Origin of the sequence: Escherichia sp. MOD1-EC5495, from assembly GCF_002965965.1 — a bacterium.
GTDB lineage: Bacteria > Pseudomonadota > Gammaproteobacteria > Enterobacterales > Enterobacteriaceae > Escherichia > Escherichia ruysiae.
The window spans coordinates 1-17,347 of the sequence record NZ_PTRI01000016.1 but is presented as its reverse complement, the minus strand read 5'-3'; the positions used below and the strand labels follow the sequence as shown (position 1 = coordinate 17,347).

Genomic DNA, 17,347 nt, shown 5'->3' with positions numbered 1-17,347 from the left:
TCACGCCGGGCTTTATGCCCGGCGCATTACTGTTTGATACAGCAAATTATCTAGCTCCCGAACATCTCCGTCTCTGCTGTCCGGTAACATCGGTGGAATTTCTCCACGCGCCAGTTCTGCACGAATAAACGCATGTAGCAATGGACAGCGCGGACCATATTCCGCTTCTCCTGCGCGCTGTTTACGTTCCAGCAATTCGTCTATTTCTGCGCGTAACGGCGCATCAAGTTCGCTTCCCGCCAGTAGCTCGGCAAAGCGCATTGGCGGCACACCTTTACCCGATTCGACCCAGCGCACAGCCAATAGCGGGCGCAGTACGTAAAAGTATTTTTTCAGCCGAACTTCGTCGCCCTGCAAATAACCACGAAAGTTTTTCCGTGCCATCGAATAATAATGCCAGCGCGCACGTAGCGGAGAAAACCACTTTGGCACCATTGCTTTTAGCGCCGTTATCGTTTCTTCGTCTTGCTGATAGACCACCGGTGAGTCCAGCCATTCAATCAGCGTCGGGTTCGCGCCTTTCAATAATCCCAGCGCCTTACGCCACTCCCAGCCTGAAACATCCAACTCGTCGTCGATGGGCAGTTCGATAACATCGCGCGGCGACTCCACCCGCAGATACCATTCCAGCGGATGAACATACAAAAAACGCACATCATAATCGCTGTCTGGCGAAGCAAATCCCCAGCCGCGACTCCCTGATTCGCAGGCGTACAGCACTTTCACACCATACCGCCGTTCAATTTCCTTTAACTGTTGCGATACCCGTTCACGCATCGCAGCACTGACTCCATTTAAGGACATTTTGCTCATCCTTTGATATTAACTAACCCATGCTGCACCTGGTCAAGACCACCAAATACAGAGATGTAATCGATCCACTCAGCCACTCTCTCCAGCGTTTCCAGCTCTTTTAAGCGCAACGCCACCGGGTTGTTTTCCATGACTTTGGCGGTATTCAGCAACGAACGCGTGGCGGCGGTTTCTTCACGCCGACGAATCACATTTGCCTGCGCGGATTTCTCCGCTTCAACCAGTTGCGCAAGAATATGTCAGTATCGCATCTCGGCCTTTAATAGCCCCTTTGCGCCGTGGCTGCAATACCGTGTTCATCACATCCGTTTGTATCTGGACTTGCTGCGTATTCATCCGTATCAGCGCCAAGTCTGGTGTGCCAACGGGGTTAAATCCCCTGTATCATTCAGTATCAACGCGAAAGTTTTTTGCTAAAAGTGTGCCAAAAGTGAAATTACACACTTAATTAATTGAATGATAAAGATTTAATTAAATTAGTTAACTTGCTGGATAATAATTTCCGTTAAATTTTTATCTGCATTTATCACTAATTATCGAGAGAGATAAATATTTAAGAGACGGCAAAATGAATATTATCAGTTCTGCTCGCAAATGAATTCCCGTACACTGAACCCTCTGGCTCAATGAGGGCACCATTATGGCACTCCCCCGTATTACACAAAAAGAGATGACTGAGCGTGAACAGCGCGAATTAAAGACGCTGCTGGATCGGGCGCGTATTGCGCATGGTCGCGTGTTGACCAATGCCGAAACCAACAGCATTAAAAAAGAGTACATTGATAAGCTGATGGTTGAGCGTGAGGCTGAAGCGAAAAAAGCCCGCCAGTTGAAGAAAAAGCAGGCTTATAAACCGGACCCCGAAGCGTCATTCAGCTGGTCGGCAAATACATCGACGCGCGGCAAACGCTGATTAGCGCCCTTTTTTCTTCCGCCCCGGCGAGGTGAAACGCTTACCGTTTGATGCCGGGCGACTACCTTTTTCCGCCGCCTTTTCCATCTTCACCACCGGGCGCTTGATACCCGCCGTTTTCGGTTTGGCCTTCGCTTTGGGTTTTGCCTCGGAAGAGGAATTTTCAATGAGCTTAAAGAGGTCGATTAACTCATCATCAGTTAAATCGCGCCACTCCCCCAGCGGAATGCCGCTTAAGCTGACGTTCATAATCCGTGTACGTTCCAGCTTCTTCACTTCGTAGCCAAAGTGCTCGCACATGCGACGAATCTGTCGGTTCAGCCCCTGCACCAGGGTAATGCGAAAGACAAATGGCGCTTCTTTTTTGACTTTGCATTTTTTGGTCACCGTCCCGAGGATCGGCACACCTGCGCCCATGCCACGAATAAATTCATCGGTAATCGGTTTATCCACCGTCACCAGATACTCTTTCTCATGGTCATTACCCGCACGGAGGATCTTATTCACCAGATCGCCGTGATTGGTGAGGAAAATCAGCCCCTGGGAGTCTTTATCAAGGCGACCAATCGGGAAGACGCGTTTACTGTGGTTAACGAAATCGACAATGTTGTCGCGCTCACCATCTTCCGTGGTACTGACAATCCCCACTGGCTTATTCAGGGCGATAAGCACTAAATCTTCGGCTTCCCGAGGCTCAATCAACTGACCGTTTACTTTCACAACGTCGCCGGGTTTCACCTGATCGCCAATAGTGGCACGCTTGCCATTAAGGAACACATTGCCTTGCTCGATATAGCGATCCGCTTCGCGGCGTGAGCAAATTCCGCTTTCGCTGATGTATTTATTTAAACGGACTGATGAGTCGGGCAGCATAAATTCTCCTGTAAAACGCGGAATATACCGTACCTCCTCCTCCCAAAAAACAGGATTTATGCGGGATGCGATAAGTTACGCGTCTGCATTAATAGCCGTTTAATAGAAAATCGATAGCATCACGCAGTACGATTCGCTGTTGACTAACGTTCTCCCAACTCTTTTAGCGGTATTCCTGTCATCATGTGTGCCATTACCATGTGATCCAGGCCTGCAATTGAAACCACCGGACAAACTTTTACCGGCGATCAAGCCTGACCGCCGGAGCAACAATGGTATGCTTTAATACATTGGCGACAGGATGCTGGAGATTGATGAGATAAGGATAAACGTGCCGCCCACTCCCCAGGTTCTCATAAGCACAATATTGATCCATTAGAATGACCTTTGGTAATCGCTAAATGAACCGTTCTCATCCACCCACTGATTAACAGCGTCGACAGATTCTTTGTTTTCTCGCAACCAGGTTTCTCTCTGATTCTGACGGATTTTTTCCAGTAACGCTTCGGTTAATACCGCCGAGAGATTGAGTTTGAGTTTACGAGCTTCTTCCAGAATCTCTGGTGGCAGCGAGGCATTAACAGATTTTTTCACCTTCGATATTGTGCGCATAATTCCCTCCATCATGATGCGCATACTCTGTCTAAAAGTAGCGTAATTAGCGAGCATTTTTCCTCCAGTTCCCTTAGAAATTTGTCGAAAAATACATCTACTACGAATACCTGTCACGCCTGATCATTCAAACTTGCGAGGCGCTTTCCAGAAGCAATACGCGACATCGTGAGCCATGTCAGTAAGCAGTTAAAATCACAGTGGTAGCATGGCTCCCGTGATTTCTTACTAACCGGAGAAGTAATGGAACTGCTTTTATTGAGTAACTCGACGCTGCCGGGAAAAGCCTGGCTGGAACATGCGCTGCCGCTGATTGCTGAACAGTTGCAGGGGCGCCGTTCAGCGGTGTTTATTCCTTTCGCTGGCGTAACGCAAACCTGGGATGATTACACCGCCAAAACGGCTGCGGTTCTCGCTCCGCTGGGTGTTTCTGTCACCGGTATTCATAGCGTTGCCGATCCTGTTGCCGCAATTGAAAATGCGGAAATCGTGATTGTCGGTGGTGGCAACACTTTCCAGTTACTGAAGGAATGCCGTGTGCGCGGTCTGCTGGCACCAATTGTTGACGTGGTGAAACGCGGCGCGCTGTACATTGGCTGGAGTGCAGGGGCTAACCTTGCCTGTCCGACTATCCGTACTACCAACGATATGCCAATTGTCGATCCACAAGGTTTCGATGCGCTGGATCTGTTCCCGCTGCAAATCAACCCGCACTTCACCAACGCGCTGCCGGAAGGCCATAAAGGTGAAACGCGCGAGCAGCGTATTCGCGAACTGCTGGTGGTCGCGCCAGAGTTGACGATTATTGGTCTGCCGGAAGGTAACTGGATCACGGTGAGTAAAGGTCACGCTACGCTGGGCGGCCCGAATACCACCTATGTGTTTAAAGCGGGTGAGGAAGCAGTACCGCTGGAAGCCGGGCACCGTTTTTAAGTGAATTGCCGGATGCATTATCCGGCATCTTGTACACAATGCCTGATGCGACGCTTGACGCGTCTTATCAGGCCTACAGGGTTCCTGTATTAATACTCGTCCCGTCCCTCATCTTCATCTGGTTGTTCCAGCACGCTGTAAGCGACTGAACAAAACAGCGAGTTCAGACGCTGCATATCTCCCAGCAAGCCTAAATGTAGCGAACTGGTTTCAATACTCTGCACGTTCTGCTGATGCAGGCGATCTACGTGAGCGTGGGAATAACGGCGATTAAGAATGCGAAAGCGATGCTTACTGCGGCGTAAACGACGGGCGCTGGTGACATCGCCAGAGAAGAAAACCGACATTGCCAGTTTTAAATTACTGAGCAATTGCTCATAGAGCGCATCCAGTTCCTTCAACCCATCAATCGAAAATGCCCGCCGCGCTGCCAGCGATTTGTCAGCAATTTCACTACCCATACGCTCTACAATATCGGAAGCCTGTTCCAGATTGAGCGCCATTTCAATGATTTCCGCCCAGCGTCGAGACTCTTCTTCTGCCAGCTCCTCTTTTGGCATCCGCGCAAGGTAAAGTTTAATCGCGGTATACAACACGTTGATATCATCCGCCAGCTTGCGCAGCTCTTTCTCTTCACGAGGCGCGCCGTGCATCACTTTATTCAGCCCTTCCATCATCTGTTCCATTGCGTCACCGATGCGCAATGTTTCGCGCGCCGCATTGGCCAGGGCGAGCGTTGGCGTATCCAGCGCGCTAACGTCCAGATGTTTCGGTTTCAGATGGGCATCCAGTTCGGGTTCATCGCGAATAATCGTTTTGCAAAACCGCGCCATCGGGTCAACAAATGGGAGCATTACCAGACAGCGCACAAGGTTGTAGAAGACGTGGAAATAGATTACCAGTTCCGCTTTTGGCAAAGGCAGTTTACCCATTGTCTCTGCCAGCAAATGAACAAACGGTAGAATAATCAGGCTACCCACCAGCTTAAACAACAGGCTACCCAGCGCCACACGGCGTGCTGCGGCATTAGCGGCGCTGTTGTTGAGCATCGCCAGCAGGCCGGAGCCAAGGTTAGCACCAATCACCAGACAGAGCGCCACCGGGAAAGAGATAATACCTGCGGCAGTCAGAGTGGCGGTCAGCAGTACGGCGGCAAGGCTGGAGTAGCTGATAATGGCGAACATCGCGCCAATCAGCGCATCCAGTAAAATATCGCCAGTCAGCGAGGCAAAGATCACCTGAACACCGTTAGCCTGGGTGATCGGCGTTACGGCCTGCACAATCAACTCCAGTGCCAGCAAAATCAGCCCAAGACCGATACCGACGCGCCCCAGTTGCCCGGCGCGCGACTGTTTGCGTCCGAGGAAAAAAATCACGCCGATAAAAATAAGTAACGGTGACAGCCAGGATAAATCGAAGGTAAGAATACGCGCCATTAGCGCCGTCCCGACATCTGCCCCCAGCACAATCACCAGAGCCGGTGCGAGGGCAACCAGATCCTGAGCGACAAACGAGGTCACCAGCATGGTGGTGGCATTACTGCTCTGTACCAGTGCGGTAACACCTATTCCCGCACAAAAGGCGAGCGGCTTCTTTTCGACGCTCCGGCTAAGGACAGTACGCAGTCGTGCGCCGAAGACGCGCATTACGCCTGTTCGAACAATATGTGTCCCCCAGACCAGCAGGGCGACGGCAGAAAGCAGGTGAAGCAGTGTTAACACGAGTTCAGGTTCTCCTTATCGTTATATGCTCCTGAAACAGATACCGAAGGGGGCGAGCTGCGCTTTTCCGGTCTGATATAAGACCAGTATAAGTGTTTCATATTAATAAAGAGACAGGGCACTCATTGAGCGCCCTGTTTGTTGTAAGGAAAAGTGACAGATTTGTGAATCAGTCCGCGTCATACCCCAGATTCGGCGCCAGCCAGCGTTCAACATCAGCAACGCTCATGCCTTTACGGCGAGCATAGTCTTCCACCTGGTCGCGCTGAATTTGCGCCACGGCGTAATACTTGCTATCCGGGTGGCTGAAATACCAACCCGAAACCGAAGCACCTGGCCACATCGCGAAAGATTCCGTGAGTTTCATGCCGGTGTGTTTTTCCACTTCCAGCAGCTCCCAGATGGTGGCTTTTTCCGTATGTTCCGGGCAGGCCGGGTAGCCGGGCGCCGGGCGGATACCCTGATAGTTTTCGCGGATCAGCTCTTCGTTGCTGAGATTCTCGTTCGGCGCATAGCCCCAGTAAACTTTACGTACCCGCTCATGGAGATACTCCGCAAAGGCTTCCGCCAGACGGTCGGCAAGGGCTTTCACCATGATTTTGTTGTAATCATCATGCTGCGCTTCGAACGCTTCTGCCAGCGCGTCCTCTTCCAGCCCGCCAGTCACGGCAAATGCGCCAATGTAATCCGCTTTACCAGAAATCTTTGGTGCCACGAAATCCGCAAGGCAGTAGTTGGCGAAGCCGGTTTTTTCCGTCTGTTGGCGTAGATGGTGGCTGACGTTGATCACATGGGTGCGCGTTTCGTCGCGGTAGATTTCAATGTCGTCGCCCACGCGGTTTGCCGGGAACAGACCAACCACACCGCGTGGATTCAGCGTTTTCTCGGCGCTTAATTTATCCAGCATGTCATTGGCGTCTTTAAACAGGCGCTTCGCCTCAACGCCTACCACTTCATCTTCCAGAATGCGCGGATACTTCCCGGCCAGCGACCAGGTCATAAAGAACGGCGTCCAGTCGATGTAATTACGCAGCGTTTCGATGCTGGCTTCGACTTCCTGCACGCCGAGACGGTGCGCCACCGGCGGCGTGTAAGCCTGCCAGTCAAAAGCGAAGTCGTTATCACGCGCCGCTTCCAGCGTGACCGGCGGTGTGCGCGGTTTCTTGCGCCCGTGCTGAATACGCACGGTTTCGTACTCTTTGCGGGTACGAGCGACAAAGTCGTCACGCTGAGTGTCGGAAAGCAGCGCCGCCACAACGCCAACGGTGCGCGAGGCGTTTTGTACATACACCGTCGGGCCACTGTAGTTCTGCTCTATTTTCACCGCCGTGTGCGCTTTTGAGGTGGTCGCACCGCCAATCAATAGCGGAATGGTAAAGCCCTGACGCTCCATCTCTTTCGCCACGTTAACCATTTCGTCCAGCGACGGCGTGATCAGCCCCGAAAGGCCAATCAAATCGGCATTCACTTCTTTGGCGGTGCGGAGAATTTTTTCCGCAGGCACCATAACGCCGAGATCGACAATTTCGTAGTTATTACATTGCAGCACCACGCCAACGATATTTTTACCGATATCGTGCACATCGCCCTTCACGGTGGCGATCACCATCTTGCCGTTGGTTTTGCCCTGCTCTTTGCTGGCTTCGATAAACGGTTCGAGATATGCCACCGCCTGCTTCATAACGCGTGCCGATTTCACTACCTGCGGCAGGAACATTTTCCCTTCGCCAAACAGATCGCCGACCACGTTCATGCCGTCCATCAGCGGGCCTTCAATCACTTCAATCGGGCGCGTAGCCTGCTGGCGGGCTTCTTCGGTATCCTGCTCGATAAACTCGGTAATGCCTTTAACCAGCGAGTACTCCAGCCGTTTTTTCACGTCCCACGAGCGCCACTCTGCCTGCTGGGCGTTAGCGGTGTCGTCTGTTTTACTACCGCGATATTTCTCGGCAAGCTCCAGTAAACGCTCGGTGCCATCGTCGCGACGATTGAGGATCACATCTTCCACCGCATCGCGCAGTTCAGCGGGCAGGTCGTCGTAAATCGCCAGTTGCCCGGCGTTGACGATCCCCATATCCATGCCATTGCGAATAGCGTAGTAGAGGAACACCGCGTGAATGGCTTCGCGCACCGGATCGTTGCCACGGAACGAGAAAGAAACGTTAGATACGCCGCCGGAAATCAGCGCGTGCGGCAGTTCGCGTTTGATGTCTTCACACGCGCCAATAAAGTCCTGCGCGTAGTTGTTGTGCTCTTCAATACCAGTTGCGACCGCGAAGATGTTCGGGTCAAAAATGATATCTTCCGTCGGGAAACCAACCTCTTCGGTGAGGATTTTGTACGCCCGACGGCAAATCTCGATTTTCCGCGCGCGGGTATCGGCCTGGCCCTGTTCGTCAAAGGCCATAACCACCACTGCCGCACCGTAACGACGCAACAGTTTTGCGTGATGGATAAAGGCATCGACCCCCTCTTTCATTGAGATGGAGTTAACAATGCCTTTGCCCTGAATACACTTCAGCCCTTTTTCAATGACGTCCCATTTTGAAGAGTCGATCATAATCGGCACGCGGGCAATATCCGGTTCACCCGCAATCAGGCTGAGGAAACGCACCATCGCCGCTTCGGCGTCGAGCATCCCTTCATCCATGTTGATATCGATAATCTGCGCGCCGTTTTCCACCTGCTGACGCGCCACATCCAGCGCCTCGCTGTATTTCTCTTCTTTGATCAGGCGTTTGAACTTAGCGGAACCGGTGACGTTAGTCCGCTCGCCGACGTTCACAAACAGGCTATCGTCGCCAATATTCAGCGGCTCCAGGCCGGATAAACGGCAGGCTACGGGGATCTCAGGCAGTTTGCGCGGCGCTAATCCTTCTACTGCACGGCTCATCGCTGCAATATGTTGTGGCGTGGTGCCGCAGCAACCGCCGACGATATTCAGGAAGCCCGCTTCCGCCCATTCGCGAATCTGTTTTGCCATCGTGTCGGCGTCGAGATCGTATTCACCAAAGGCGTTAGGCAGTCCGGCATTCGGGTGAGCGGTGACGTAGCATTCTGCTATTCGCGACAGCTCCTGCACATACTGGCGCAGTTCATCTGGCCCCAGCGCACAGTTGAGGCCGAAAGTCAGGGCTTCGGCATGGCGCAGAGAGTTGTAAAACGCTTCGGTGGTTTGCCCGGAGAGCGTGCGGCCGGAGGCGTCGGTGATGGTGCCGGAGATCATAATCGGCAGTTCAACGCCCAGGGCTTCAAACTCCGTTTTCACTGCAAAGACCGCCGCTTTAGCGTTGAGGGTGTCGAAGACGGTTTCAATCAGAATCAGGTCTACACCGCCTTCCACCAGTGCTTTAGTGGATTCGCGATAGGCTGCCACCAGCTGATCAAAGGTAATGTTACGGAATGCCGGGTCGTTTACGTCCGGAGAAATAGATGCCGTGCGGTTGGTTGGGCCGAGAACACCAGCAACGTAGCGCGGTTTCTCTGGCGTGCGGGCGCTCCATTCGTCGGCACAGGCACGCGCCAGTTTCGCCGCCGCAAAGTTGATTTCCGCTGACAGGGATTCCATCTGGTAATCCGCCATCGCAATGGTCGTGGAGTTGAAGGTGTTGGTTTCGATGATATCCGCGCCCGCTTCAAAGTAAGCGTTGTGGATAGCAGCAATCACGTCCGGTTTACTGAGCACCAGCAGGTCATTGTTGCCTTTGAGATCGCACGGCCAGTCGGCAAAGCGTTCACCACGAAAATCGGCTTCGTTCAGTCGATAACTCTGGATCATGGTGCCCATTCCGCCGTCCAGCACCAGAATACGTTCATTTAACTGCGCACGCAGTTGTTCCACTTTGCTGCTCACACTTGCTCCCGACACGCTCAACCCAGATTTAATAAAAATTCAACAAACCATACTGGCATAAACGCATCTGTGGTAAAAGCGACCACTACGCAACATGAGATTTGTTCAACATTAACTCATCGGATCAGTGCAGCAGCTATTGCATTAGTTAACAATAAAAATGAAAATGATTTCCACGATACAGAAAAAGGAGGCTGTCATGGTCGCACCCATTCCCGCAAAACGCGGCAGAAAACCCGCCGTTGCCACCGCACCTGCGACCGGACAGGTTCAGTCTTTAACGCGTGGCCTGAAATTACTGGAGTGGATTGCCGAATCCAATGGCAGCGTAGCGTTAACCGAACTGGCGCAACAAGCCGGATTACCCAACTCTACCACCCACCGACTGCTAACCACGATGCAACAGCAGGGCTTCGTCCGTCAGGTTGGCGAACTGGGTCACTGGGCGATCGGCGCACATGCCTTTATGGTCGGTAGCAGCTTTCTCCAGAGCCGTAATTTGTTAGCCATTGTCCACCCTATTCTGCGCAACCTGATGGAAGAGTCTGGCGAAACGGTCAATATGGCGGTGCTGGATCAAAGCGATCACGAAGCGATTATTATCGACCAGGTACAGTGTACGCATCTGATGCGTATGTCCGCTCCTATCGGCGGTAAATTACCGATGCACGCTTCCGGTGCCGGTAAAGCCTTTTTAGCCCAACTGAGCGAAGAACAGGTGACGAAACTGCTGCATCGTAAAGGGTTACATGCCTATACCCACGCAACGCTGGTTTCTCCTGTGCATTTAAAAGAAGACCTCGCGCAAACGCGCAAGCGGGGTTATTCATTTGACGATGAGGAACATGCGCTGGGACTGCGTTGTCTCGCGGCGTGTATTTTCGATGAGCACCGCGAACCGTTTGCCGCAATTTCGATTTCCGGGCCGATTTCACGTATTACCGATGACCGCGTAACCGAGTTTGGCGCAATGGTGATTAAAGCGGCGAAGGAAGTCACGCTGGCGTATGGTGGAATGCGGTAACTTTTCGCCTCCGATTTATACAAACCGCACGCTAAACCGCTGCCTGCGCCGATACGCATAGACATCTTCCACATGCCCTTCACGGATACGGTTTTGTAGCGCGCGCCAGTAGTCGGCGCGGAACAGGTCAGCGTGCATTTCTTCAAACAGCGGGCCAATGCGCGGGTCGGCGCATAGCCAGTGACGGAACTCTTCCGGGAAAACATCGCCCGGCGAGACGCTGTACCACGGTTCGCTGGCGAGTTCGTCTTCCGGGTAGCGCGGTGGCGGTATGTCGCGGAAATTCACTTCCGTCATGTAGCAAATTTCATCGTAATCATAAAACACCACGCGCCCGTGACGGGTGACGCCAAAGTTTTTAAATAACATATCCCCAGGGAAGATATTGGCAGCGGCAAGCTGGCGAATGGCGTTGCCATACTCTTCAATGGCGTCGCGCAGTTGCTGCCCTTCAACTTGCTCAAGCCAGATATTGAGCGGCACCATTCGCCGTTCGATATAGAGATGGCGAATCACAATCTGTTCGCCGAGATCGGTAATTTTTTCCGGCGCTTCCTGGAGCAGTAATTCCATTAATGCTGGAGAAATATGCCGCTTCTCCAGCACAAAGTTTTCAAACTCCTGGGTATCTGCCATTCGCCCTACGCGATCGTGCTCCTTAACCAGTTGATAGCAAGCGCGAACATGAGCGGCAGACATCTCCTTCTGCGGCGCGAATTTGTCTTTGATCACTTTGAATACTCGATCAAAACCCGGCAGCGTGAACACCAGCATCACCATTCCACGAATGCCCGGCGCTTCAATAAACTGTTCATTACAGCCCTGTAGATAAACGAGATATTCGCGGTAACTTTCGGTTTTAGCGTGTTTCTGGCAGCCAATAGCCATATACAGTTCTGCGGTGGTTTTGCCCGGCAGAATTTCCCGTAACCACTCGACCAGCGCAGCTGGCAGCGGCGCGTAAACCATAAAATAGGATCGCGCAAAGCCAAAGACGATGCTCGCTTCGGCGGTCGTCGTCAGGCAGGTATCAATAAATAACTCGCCATTGTCCGTCTGATGGATCGGCAGCAAAAAGGGCAACGTGCCGGAAGGCGTGATCAGTTTGCCCACCAGCCAGGCGGCTTTATTGCGGTAAAACAATTCGTTCGCCACCTGTAAATGACTTTCGGCGAGGTTGTCTGTCCCCAGCGTCTCCGTCAGATGGCGAATGATGTAGTTGATATCGCGGCTTTTATTCTGCCAGCGCAGACGCAGCGGCAGGTCGCTGAGAACGCGCATCAGCAGAGATTCCCAGCCATGATCGGGATAAAAATCTTTTGCCAGCGGGCGCGGAATAGTACGAAAGCGGCGCTCCGGCTGGGAGCTAAAGATAAAAAGCCGCTCGGGAGTAAGCGAGCGGTGGTCAAATAACCGGCAGTATACGGAGTTGAAAAAACTCTCCGCAATCTCGAAGCGCGGGTAATCCGGCAACAGCCGGGTGTAATGTTCTTTGACGTGTAGTAAAAATGCGGCATCCGTGCTTTGACCGTTGGTAATGCAGCGCAGTTGCTCCACTACCAGCCCCACGTGATGATCGTAAAGATGGATACGGTTTTTCATCGCCTGCTGGACAGCGTGCCAGTCGGCTTGTTCGAAACGCTGCTGCGCCCCGGAAGTCACTTCGAGGAATCGACCATACTGGGCGTCGAAACCTTGTAAAATGGTTTGTGCAATCAGTAATTCCAGGCCACGCGGCATTTGTTGCCCTCATCAGGAGCAGAGAATTGCCGGAAAAGACGCGTCAGCGTCGCATCAGGCGCTGATTGCCGGATGCGGCGTGAACGCCTTATCCGGCCTACAGTCAGCAACGTTTATAGGTTGCTTAGAACTGCGATTCTTCGGTGGAGCCAGTCAGCGCAGTAACTGACGACGTGCCACCCTGAATAATGGTTGTCACTTTATCGAAGTAACCCGTACCCACTTCCTGCTGATGAGAAACGAAGGTATAGCCATCTTTCGCAGCAGCAAATTCTGGCTGTTGCACTTTCTCAACATAATGCTTCATACCCTCGCCCTGTGCATAGGCGTTTGCCAGGTCGAACATGTTAAACCACATGCTGTGGATCCCTGCCAGGGTGATGAACTGGAATTTGTAGCCCATATCCGACAGCTGCTGCTGGAAGCTGGCGATAGTTTTGTCGTCGAGATTTTTCTGCCAGTTGAACGATGGCGAGCAGTTATAGGCCAACAGTTTGCCCGGGTATTTCGCGTGGATAGCTTCCGCAAAGCGACGTGCCAGTTCCAGATCCGGTGTAGAAGTTTCACACCAGACCAGGTCGGCATACGGCGCATACGCCAGGCCACGGCTGATCGCTTGTTCAATGCCTGCGTGAGTACGGAAGAAGCCTTCGCTGGTACGCTCGCCGGTAATAAATTCGCTGTCATACGGATCGCAATCAGAGGTGATCAGGTCTGCTGCATCAGCATCGGTACGTGCAACCAGCAGGGTTGGAACGCCCGTCACGTCGGCTGCCAGACGCGCTGCGACCAGTTTCTGGATCGCTTCCTGAGTTGGCACCAGCACTTTGCCGCCCATGTGACCACATTTCTTCACGGACGCGAGCTGATCTTCGAAGTGAACTGCCGCTGCACCGGCTTCAATCATCGCTTTCATCAGTTCAAAGGCATTCAAAACACCGCCAAAACCGGCTTCCGCATCGGCGACGATCGGCAGGAAGTAATCGACATAACGCGGATTGCCCGGTTCAATACCAGCAGACCACTGGATCTGATCGGCACGACGGAAGGTGTTGTTGATCCGTTCCACCACGGCTGGCACCGAGTTTGCCGGGTAGAGAGACTGATCCGGATACATGCTGGCCGCGAGGTTAGCGTCTGCCGCGACCTGCCAGCCAGACAAGTAAACCGCTTCAATACCCGCTTTCGCCTGTTGCAGTGCCTGACCGCCAGTCAGTGCACCGAGGCTGTTGATGTAGCCTTTTTTCGACTCACCGTGCAGCAGGCGCCACATTTTCGCCGCGCCCAACTGCGCCAGCGTACATTCCGGATTGACCGAACCGCGTAATTTCACCACATCTTCCGCGCTGTACGGGCGAGTAATGCCTTCCCAACGCGGTTGAGTCCACTCTTTCTGTAATTCTTCAATTTGTTGTGTACGGGTTTTCATGTGCAGATGCTCCATAGTTATGTGGTGGTTTACGCTAACAGGCGGTAGCCTGGCAGGGTCAGGAAATCAATTAGTTCATCGGATGTAGTGATCTGTTCCATCAGGCGTGCGGCGTCGTCAAAACGCCCCTGGGAGAAACGTTCTTCGCCCAGTTCGCTGGCAATGACTTTCATCTCTTCGCCCAGCATCTGACGGAACAAGGCTTTGGTCACCGGTTTGCCATTACTCAACGTTTTTTGATGATGGATCCACTGCCAGATGGAGGTACGGGAGATTTCAGCCGTCGCCGCATCTTCCATCAGGCCATAAATCGGCACACAACCGTTGCCGGAGATCCATGCTTCAATGTACTGGACGGCTACGCGAATATTGGCGCGCATACCTTCTTCGGTGCGTTCACCGTCACAAGGTGCCAGCAGTTGTTCGGCGGTAATCGGCGCGTCTTGTTCGCGCATCACCTCAAGCTGATTTTTACGGGAACCGAGGATGTCGTTGAAAACCGCCATTGCCGTGTCAGCAAGGCCAGGATGGGCGATCCATGTGCCATCGTGACCGTTATTGGCTTCCAGCGATTTATCCGCTTTCACTTTGTTGAGCACCTGGTTATTGCGCTCTTCATCTTTGCTCGGAATAAACGCCGCCATGCCGCCCATCGCAAATGCGCCGCGTTTATGGCAGGTTTTGATTAACAGGCGTGAGTAGGCATTAAGGAACGGTTTGTCCATTGTCACAGCCTGGCGGTCTGGCAGGACACGGTCGGGATAATTTTTCAACGTTTTGATATAGCTGAAGATATAATCCCAGCGACCGCAGTTCAGACCAACAATATGGTCGCGCAACGCGTGAAGGATTTCGTCCATCTGGAACACAGCGGGCAGCGTTTCGATCAGCAACGTCGCCTTGATAGTGCCGCGCGGCAGATTAAAGCGATCTTCTGCATAGCTGAAAACTTCGCTCCACCATGCTGCTTCCTGCCAGGACTGGGTTTTCGGCAGATAGAAATAAGGGCCGCTGCCTTTTGCCAATAGAGCCTGGTAGTTGTGGAAAAAGTAGAGTGCAAAATCAAACAGGCTGCCAGGGATGGCTTCACCGCGCCAGGTGACATGTTTTTCCGGCAAGTGCAGACCGCGTACCCGACAAATCAAAACCGCCGGATTGGGTTTGAGTTGATAAATTTTGCCGGCTTCGTTGGTGTAACTGATGGTGCCGTTAACCGCATCGCGCAGATTAATTTGCCCGTCGATCACTTTGTTCCAGCCCGGAGCCAGTGAATCCTCAAAGTCAGCCATAAAGACTTTCACATTGGCGTTGAGCGCGTTGATCACCATCTTGCGCTCAACGGGTCCGGTAATCTCTACCCGGCGATCTTCTAAGTCCGCAGGAATCCCGCGAATTTTCCAATTACCATCACGAATGGAAGCTGTTTCCGAAATAAAACCAGGCAACGTTCCGTTATCAATATCCTGCTGTTGCTGAATGCGCGCTGCCAGAAGTTTATTGCGTTGTGGCGTAAAATGCGTCACCAGTTCAGTCAGAAATTCTACCGCTTCGGCAGTAAGAATTTGCTTCTCCTGCTCGCCATACGGCCTTGTGAAAGCCAGTTCATCGGTTGTTGTTGCCTGTTCAGTCATCGTGCTGCTCCTCGTCATGGATCCGAAAACTTCCCCACTGTGAACGAAGGATCGTTGTGCGCTTTTCGTTCAGCACAACTAAGACTACTCATTTAAAATGCAAAATCAAAAACAATTTCCATTTTTAATTTAAAATGAATTTAACTTACTGATAACAATAAGAATAAAATTTATTCACCTATTGAGGTGTGTTTCGGAAATAAAAAAGGCACCCGAAGGTGCCTGATTCAAGGTGCTGAAACGCTTAACGATCCTTTGCCGCAGAAGATTAATCCAGCGTTGGATTCATATGGCGTAGATCGTATGGCGTGATCTGGTAGACGTAATAGTTGAGCCAGTTGGTAAACAGCAAATTGCCGTGGCTGCGCCAGCTCGCTCGCGGTTTGTTTTGCGGGTCGTTATGCGGGAAATAGTTATACGGTACATCCGGGTTTAGCCCGGCTTCAACATCACGGAAATATTCCTGCGCCAGCGTTTGCGCATCGTATTCCGGATGCCCCGTTACAAAGGCAATACGCTTATCTTTGCTGGCAAACAGATATGCGTCCCCTTCTTCTGTCTCTGCCAGAATTTCCAGATCGGTGTAATCACGAATCAACGCTGCCGGAAAGTCAGCATAGCGCGAATGCGGTGCCAGGAATGAATCATCAAAGCCACGCGTCAGAAGCGCATGAGGATGGAGAATGTGATGCTCGTAAACGCCAGAGAGTTTGTCCGTGCGGGTTTGCTTAGGAATGCCGTAAAGAATATTGAGTGCGGCCTGAACCGCCCAACAGACAAACAGCGTTGAAGTGACGTGATCTTTCGACCACTCCAGCACCTGTTTGATCTGCGGCCAGTAAGCGACGTCATTAAACTCCACCAGACCCAGTGGCGCGCCAGTTACAATCAGACCATCGAAGTTCTGCTCCTGAATGTCTTCAAAGTTGCAGTAAAAGTTGTTCAGATGCTCTGCGGGCGTGTTGCGCGACTCGCGGGAATCGATGCGCAACAGCTGAATATCGACCTGTAAGGGCGAGTTTGAAAGCAGGCGCAGAAACTGATTTTCAGTTTCGATCTTCTTCGGCATCAGGTTAAGGATCAGAACCTTAAGCGGACGAATTTCCTGACCAGACGCGCGAGAAGTTGTCATCACAAAGACGTTTTCTTCACGCAAGAAATTGACGGCGGGCAGCTCGTCCGGCACACGAATCGGCATAACCTGATTACCTCTTTATATACGCTTATACGTTTAGACATCCAGATAGCTGAAGATAACCAGAAAATTTGCCAATGTCGAGCCTGCATGTTGAAGGTGAGAAAGTTTCAAGGAAAAGGCTACGTTAGAATATAAGAATGACGAAAAGGAGAGAAAATGGTTATTAGTATTCGCCGCTCACGGCATGAGGAAGGGAAAGAGCTGGTTGCAATTTGGTGTCGTTCTGTCGATGCTACCCATGATTTTTTATCAGCAGAGTATCGGACTGAACTGGAAGATCTGGTACGTTCGTTTCTGCCAGAAGCGCCATTGTGGGTCGCGGTTAATGAGCGGGATCGGCCGGTTGGGTTTATGTTGCTAAGCGGGCAGCATATGGATGCGCTGTTTATCGATCCTGATGTGCGCGGCTGCGGCGTGGGTCGAATGCTGGTGAAACATGCGCTCTCAATGGCACCGGAACTGACAACCAACGTTAATGAGCAAAATACGCAGGCGGTTGGGTTCTATAAGAAGATGGGGTTTAAGGTTACAGGACGCTCTGAGGTGGACGATTTGGGGAAACCGTATCCGTTGCTGAATCTGGCGTATGTGGGGGAATAATGCGCTG

13 protein-coding genes and 1 pseudogene are annotated in these 17,347 nt (G+C 52.1%); 4 read left to right on the top strand and 10 right to left on the bottom strand.

Annotation, left to right across the window (positions count from 1 at the left end):
- Positions 1-12 precede the first annotated feature (12 nt).
- Both BEG40_RS14045 and BEG40_RS14040 read right to left on the bottom strand, forming a co-directional pair.
- Positions 13-804: a nucleotidyltransferase domain-containing protein gene (locus BEG40_RS14045; protein ID WP_105285591.1), complete on the bottom strand. Its 792-nt coding sequence runs from the start codon at positions 802-804 to the stop codon at positions 13-15.
- Between the two features lie 5 nt (positions 805-809).
- Positions 810-1,052: pseudogene (locus BEG40_RS14040) on the bottom strand (slipin family protein); the annotation flags it as partial.
- Between the two features lie 401 nt (positions 1,053-1,453).
- Here BEG40_RS14040 and BEG40_RS14035 point away from each other — a divergent pair.
- Positions 1,454-1,726 (top strand): YjbD family protein, encoded by a 273-nt coding sequence (locus BEG40_RS14035; protein WP_001207629.1) that lies wholly within the window; start codon positions 1,454-1,456, stop codon positions 1,724-1,726.
- On the opposite strand, the gene rluF is transcribed toward BEG40_RS14035, so the two are convergent.
- Both rluF and BEG40_RS14020 read right to left on the bottom strand, forming a co-directional pair.
- Complete coding sequence (gene rluF / locus BEG40_RS14030) at positions 1,727-2,599, bottom strand: 23S rRNA pseudouridine(2604) synthase RluF (protein ID WP_021551591.1); 873 nt, start codon at positions 2,597-2,599, stop codon at positions 1,727-1,729. It lies immediately after the preceding gene.
- Between the two features lie 375 nt (positions 2,600-2,974).
- Positions 2,975-3,268, bottom strand: coding sequence for a type II toxin-antitoxin system CcdA family antitoxin (locus tag BEG40_RS14020; protein WP_105285590.1), 294 nt, complete (start codon positions 3,266-3,268; stop codon positions 2,975-2,977).
- A gap of 186 nt (positions 3,269-3,454) precedes the next feature.
- Between BEG40_RS14020 and pepE the strand changes: the two genes are divergently transcribed.
- On the top strand, positions 3,455-4,144 hold the full coding sequence (gene pepE / locus BEG40_RS14015; RefSeq protein ID WP_000421752.1) for a dipeptidase PepE: 690 nt from the start codon (positions 3,455-3,457) through the stop codon (positions 4,142-4,144).
- 89 nt (positions 4,145-4,233) lie between these two features.
- On the opposite strand, the gene BEG40_RS14010 is transcribed toward pepE, so the two are convergent.
- The gene (locus BEG40_RS14010) at positions 4,234-5,865 is read right to left on the bottom strand and encodes a Na/Pi cotransporter family protein (RefSeq protein ID WP_105285589.1); all 1,632 of its coding nucleotides are present in this window, start codon (positions 5,863-5,865) and stop codon (positions 4,234-4,236) included.
- Between the two features lie 169 nt (positions 5,866-6,034).
- Positions 6,035-9,718, bottom strand: a complete 3,684-nt coding sequence (gene metH / locus BEG40_RS14005; protein WP_105285588.1) for a methionine synthase — start codon at positions 9,716-9,718, stop codon at positions 6,035-6,037.
- A 199-nt stretch (positions 9,719-9,917) separates the two neighbouring features.
- On the opposite strand from metH, the gene iclR reads away from it, so the two are divergent.
- A complete protein-coding gene (gene iclR / locus BEG40_RS14000) occupies positions 9,918-10,742 on the top strand; it encodes a glyoxylate bypass operon transcriptional repressor IclR (protein ID WP_000226403.1) in 825 nt (274 codons plus the stop codon).
- 15 nt (positions 10,743-10,757) lie between these two features.
- On the opposite strand, the gene aceK is transcribed toward iclR, so the two are convergent.
- The 4 genes from aceK to metA form a co-directional block, all read right to left on the bottom strand.
- Positions 10,758-12,482 carry a bifunctional isocitrate dehydrogenase kinase/phosphatase gene (aceK, locus tag BEG40_RS13995; RefSeq protein WP_105285587.1) on the bottom strand — a complete coding sequence of 575 codons (1,725 nt, stop codon included), beginning with the start codon at positions 12,480-12,482 and terminating at the stop codon, positions 10,758-10,760.
- Between the two features lie 124 nt (positions 12,483-12,606).
- Positions 12,607-13,911 (bottom strand): isocitrate lyase, encoded by a 1,305-nt coding sequence (gene aceA / locus BEG40_RS13990; protein WP_105285586.1) that lies wholly within the window; start codon positions 13,909-13,911, stop codon positions 12,607-12,609.
- A 29-nt stretch (positions 13,912-13,940) separates the two neighbouring features.
- On the bottom strand, positions 13,941-15,542 hold the full coding sequence (aceB, locus tag BEG40_RS13985) for a malate synthase A (RefSeq protein ID WP_105285585.1): 1,602 nt from the start codon (positions 15,540-15,542) through the stop codon (positions 13,941-13,943).
- Between the two features lie 268 nt (positions 15,543-15,810).
- The gene (metA, locus tag BEG40_RS13980; protein ID WP_001122790.1) at positions 15,811-16,740 is read right to left on the bottom strand and encodes a homoserine O-acetyltransferase MetA; all 930 of its coding nucleotides are present in this window, start codon (positions 16,738-16,740) and stop codon (positions 15,811-15,813) included.
- Between the two features lie 156 nt (positions 16,741-16,896).
- On the opposite strand from metA, the gene BEG40_RS13975 reads away from it, so the two are divergent.
- Positions 16,897-17,340, top strand: a complete 444-nt coding sequence (locus BEG40_RS13975; protein WP_105285584.1) for an acetyltransferase — start codon at positions 16,897-16,899, stop codon at positions 17,338-17,340.
- The last annotated feature ends 7 nt before the right edge of the window (positions 17,341-17,347 follow it).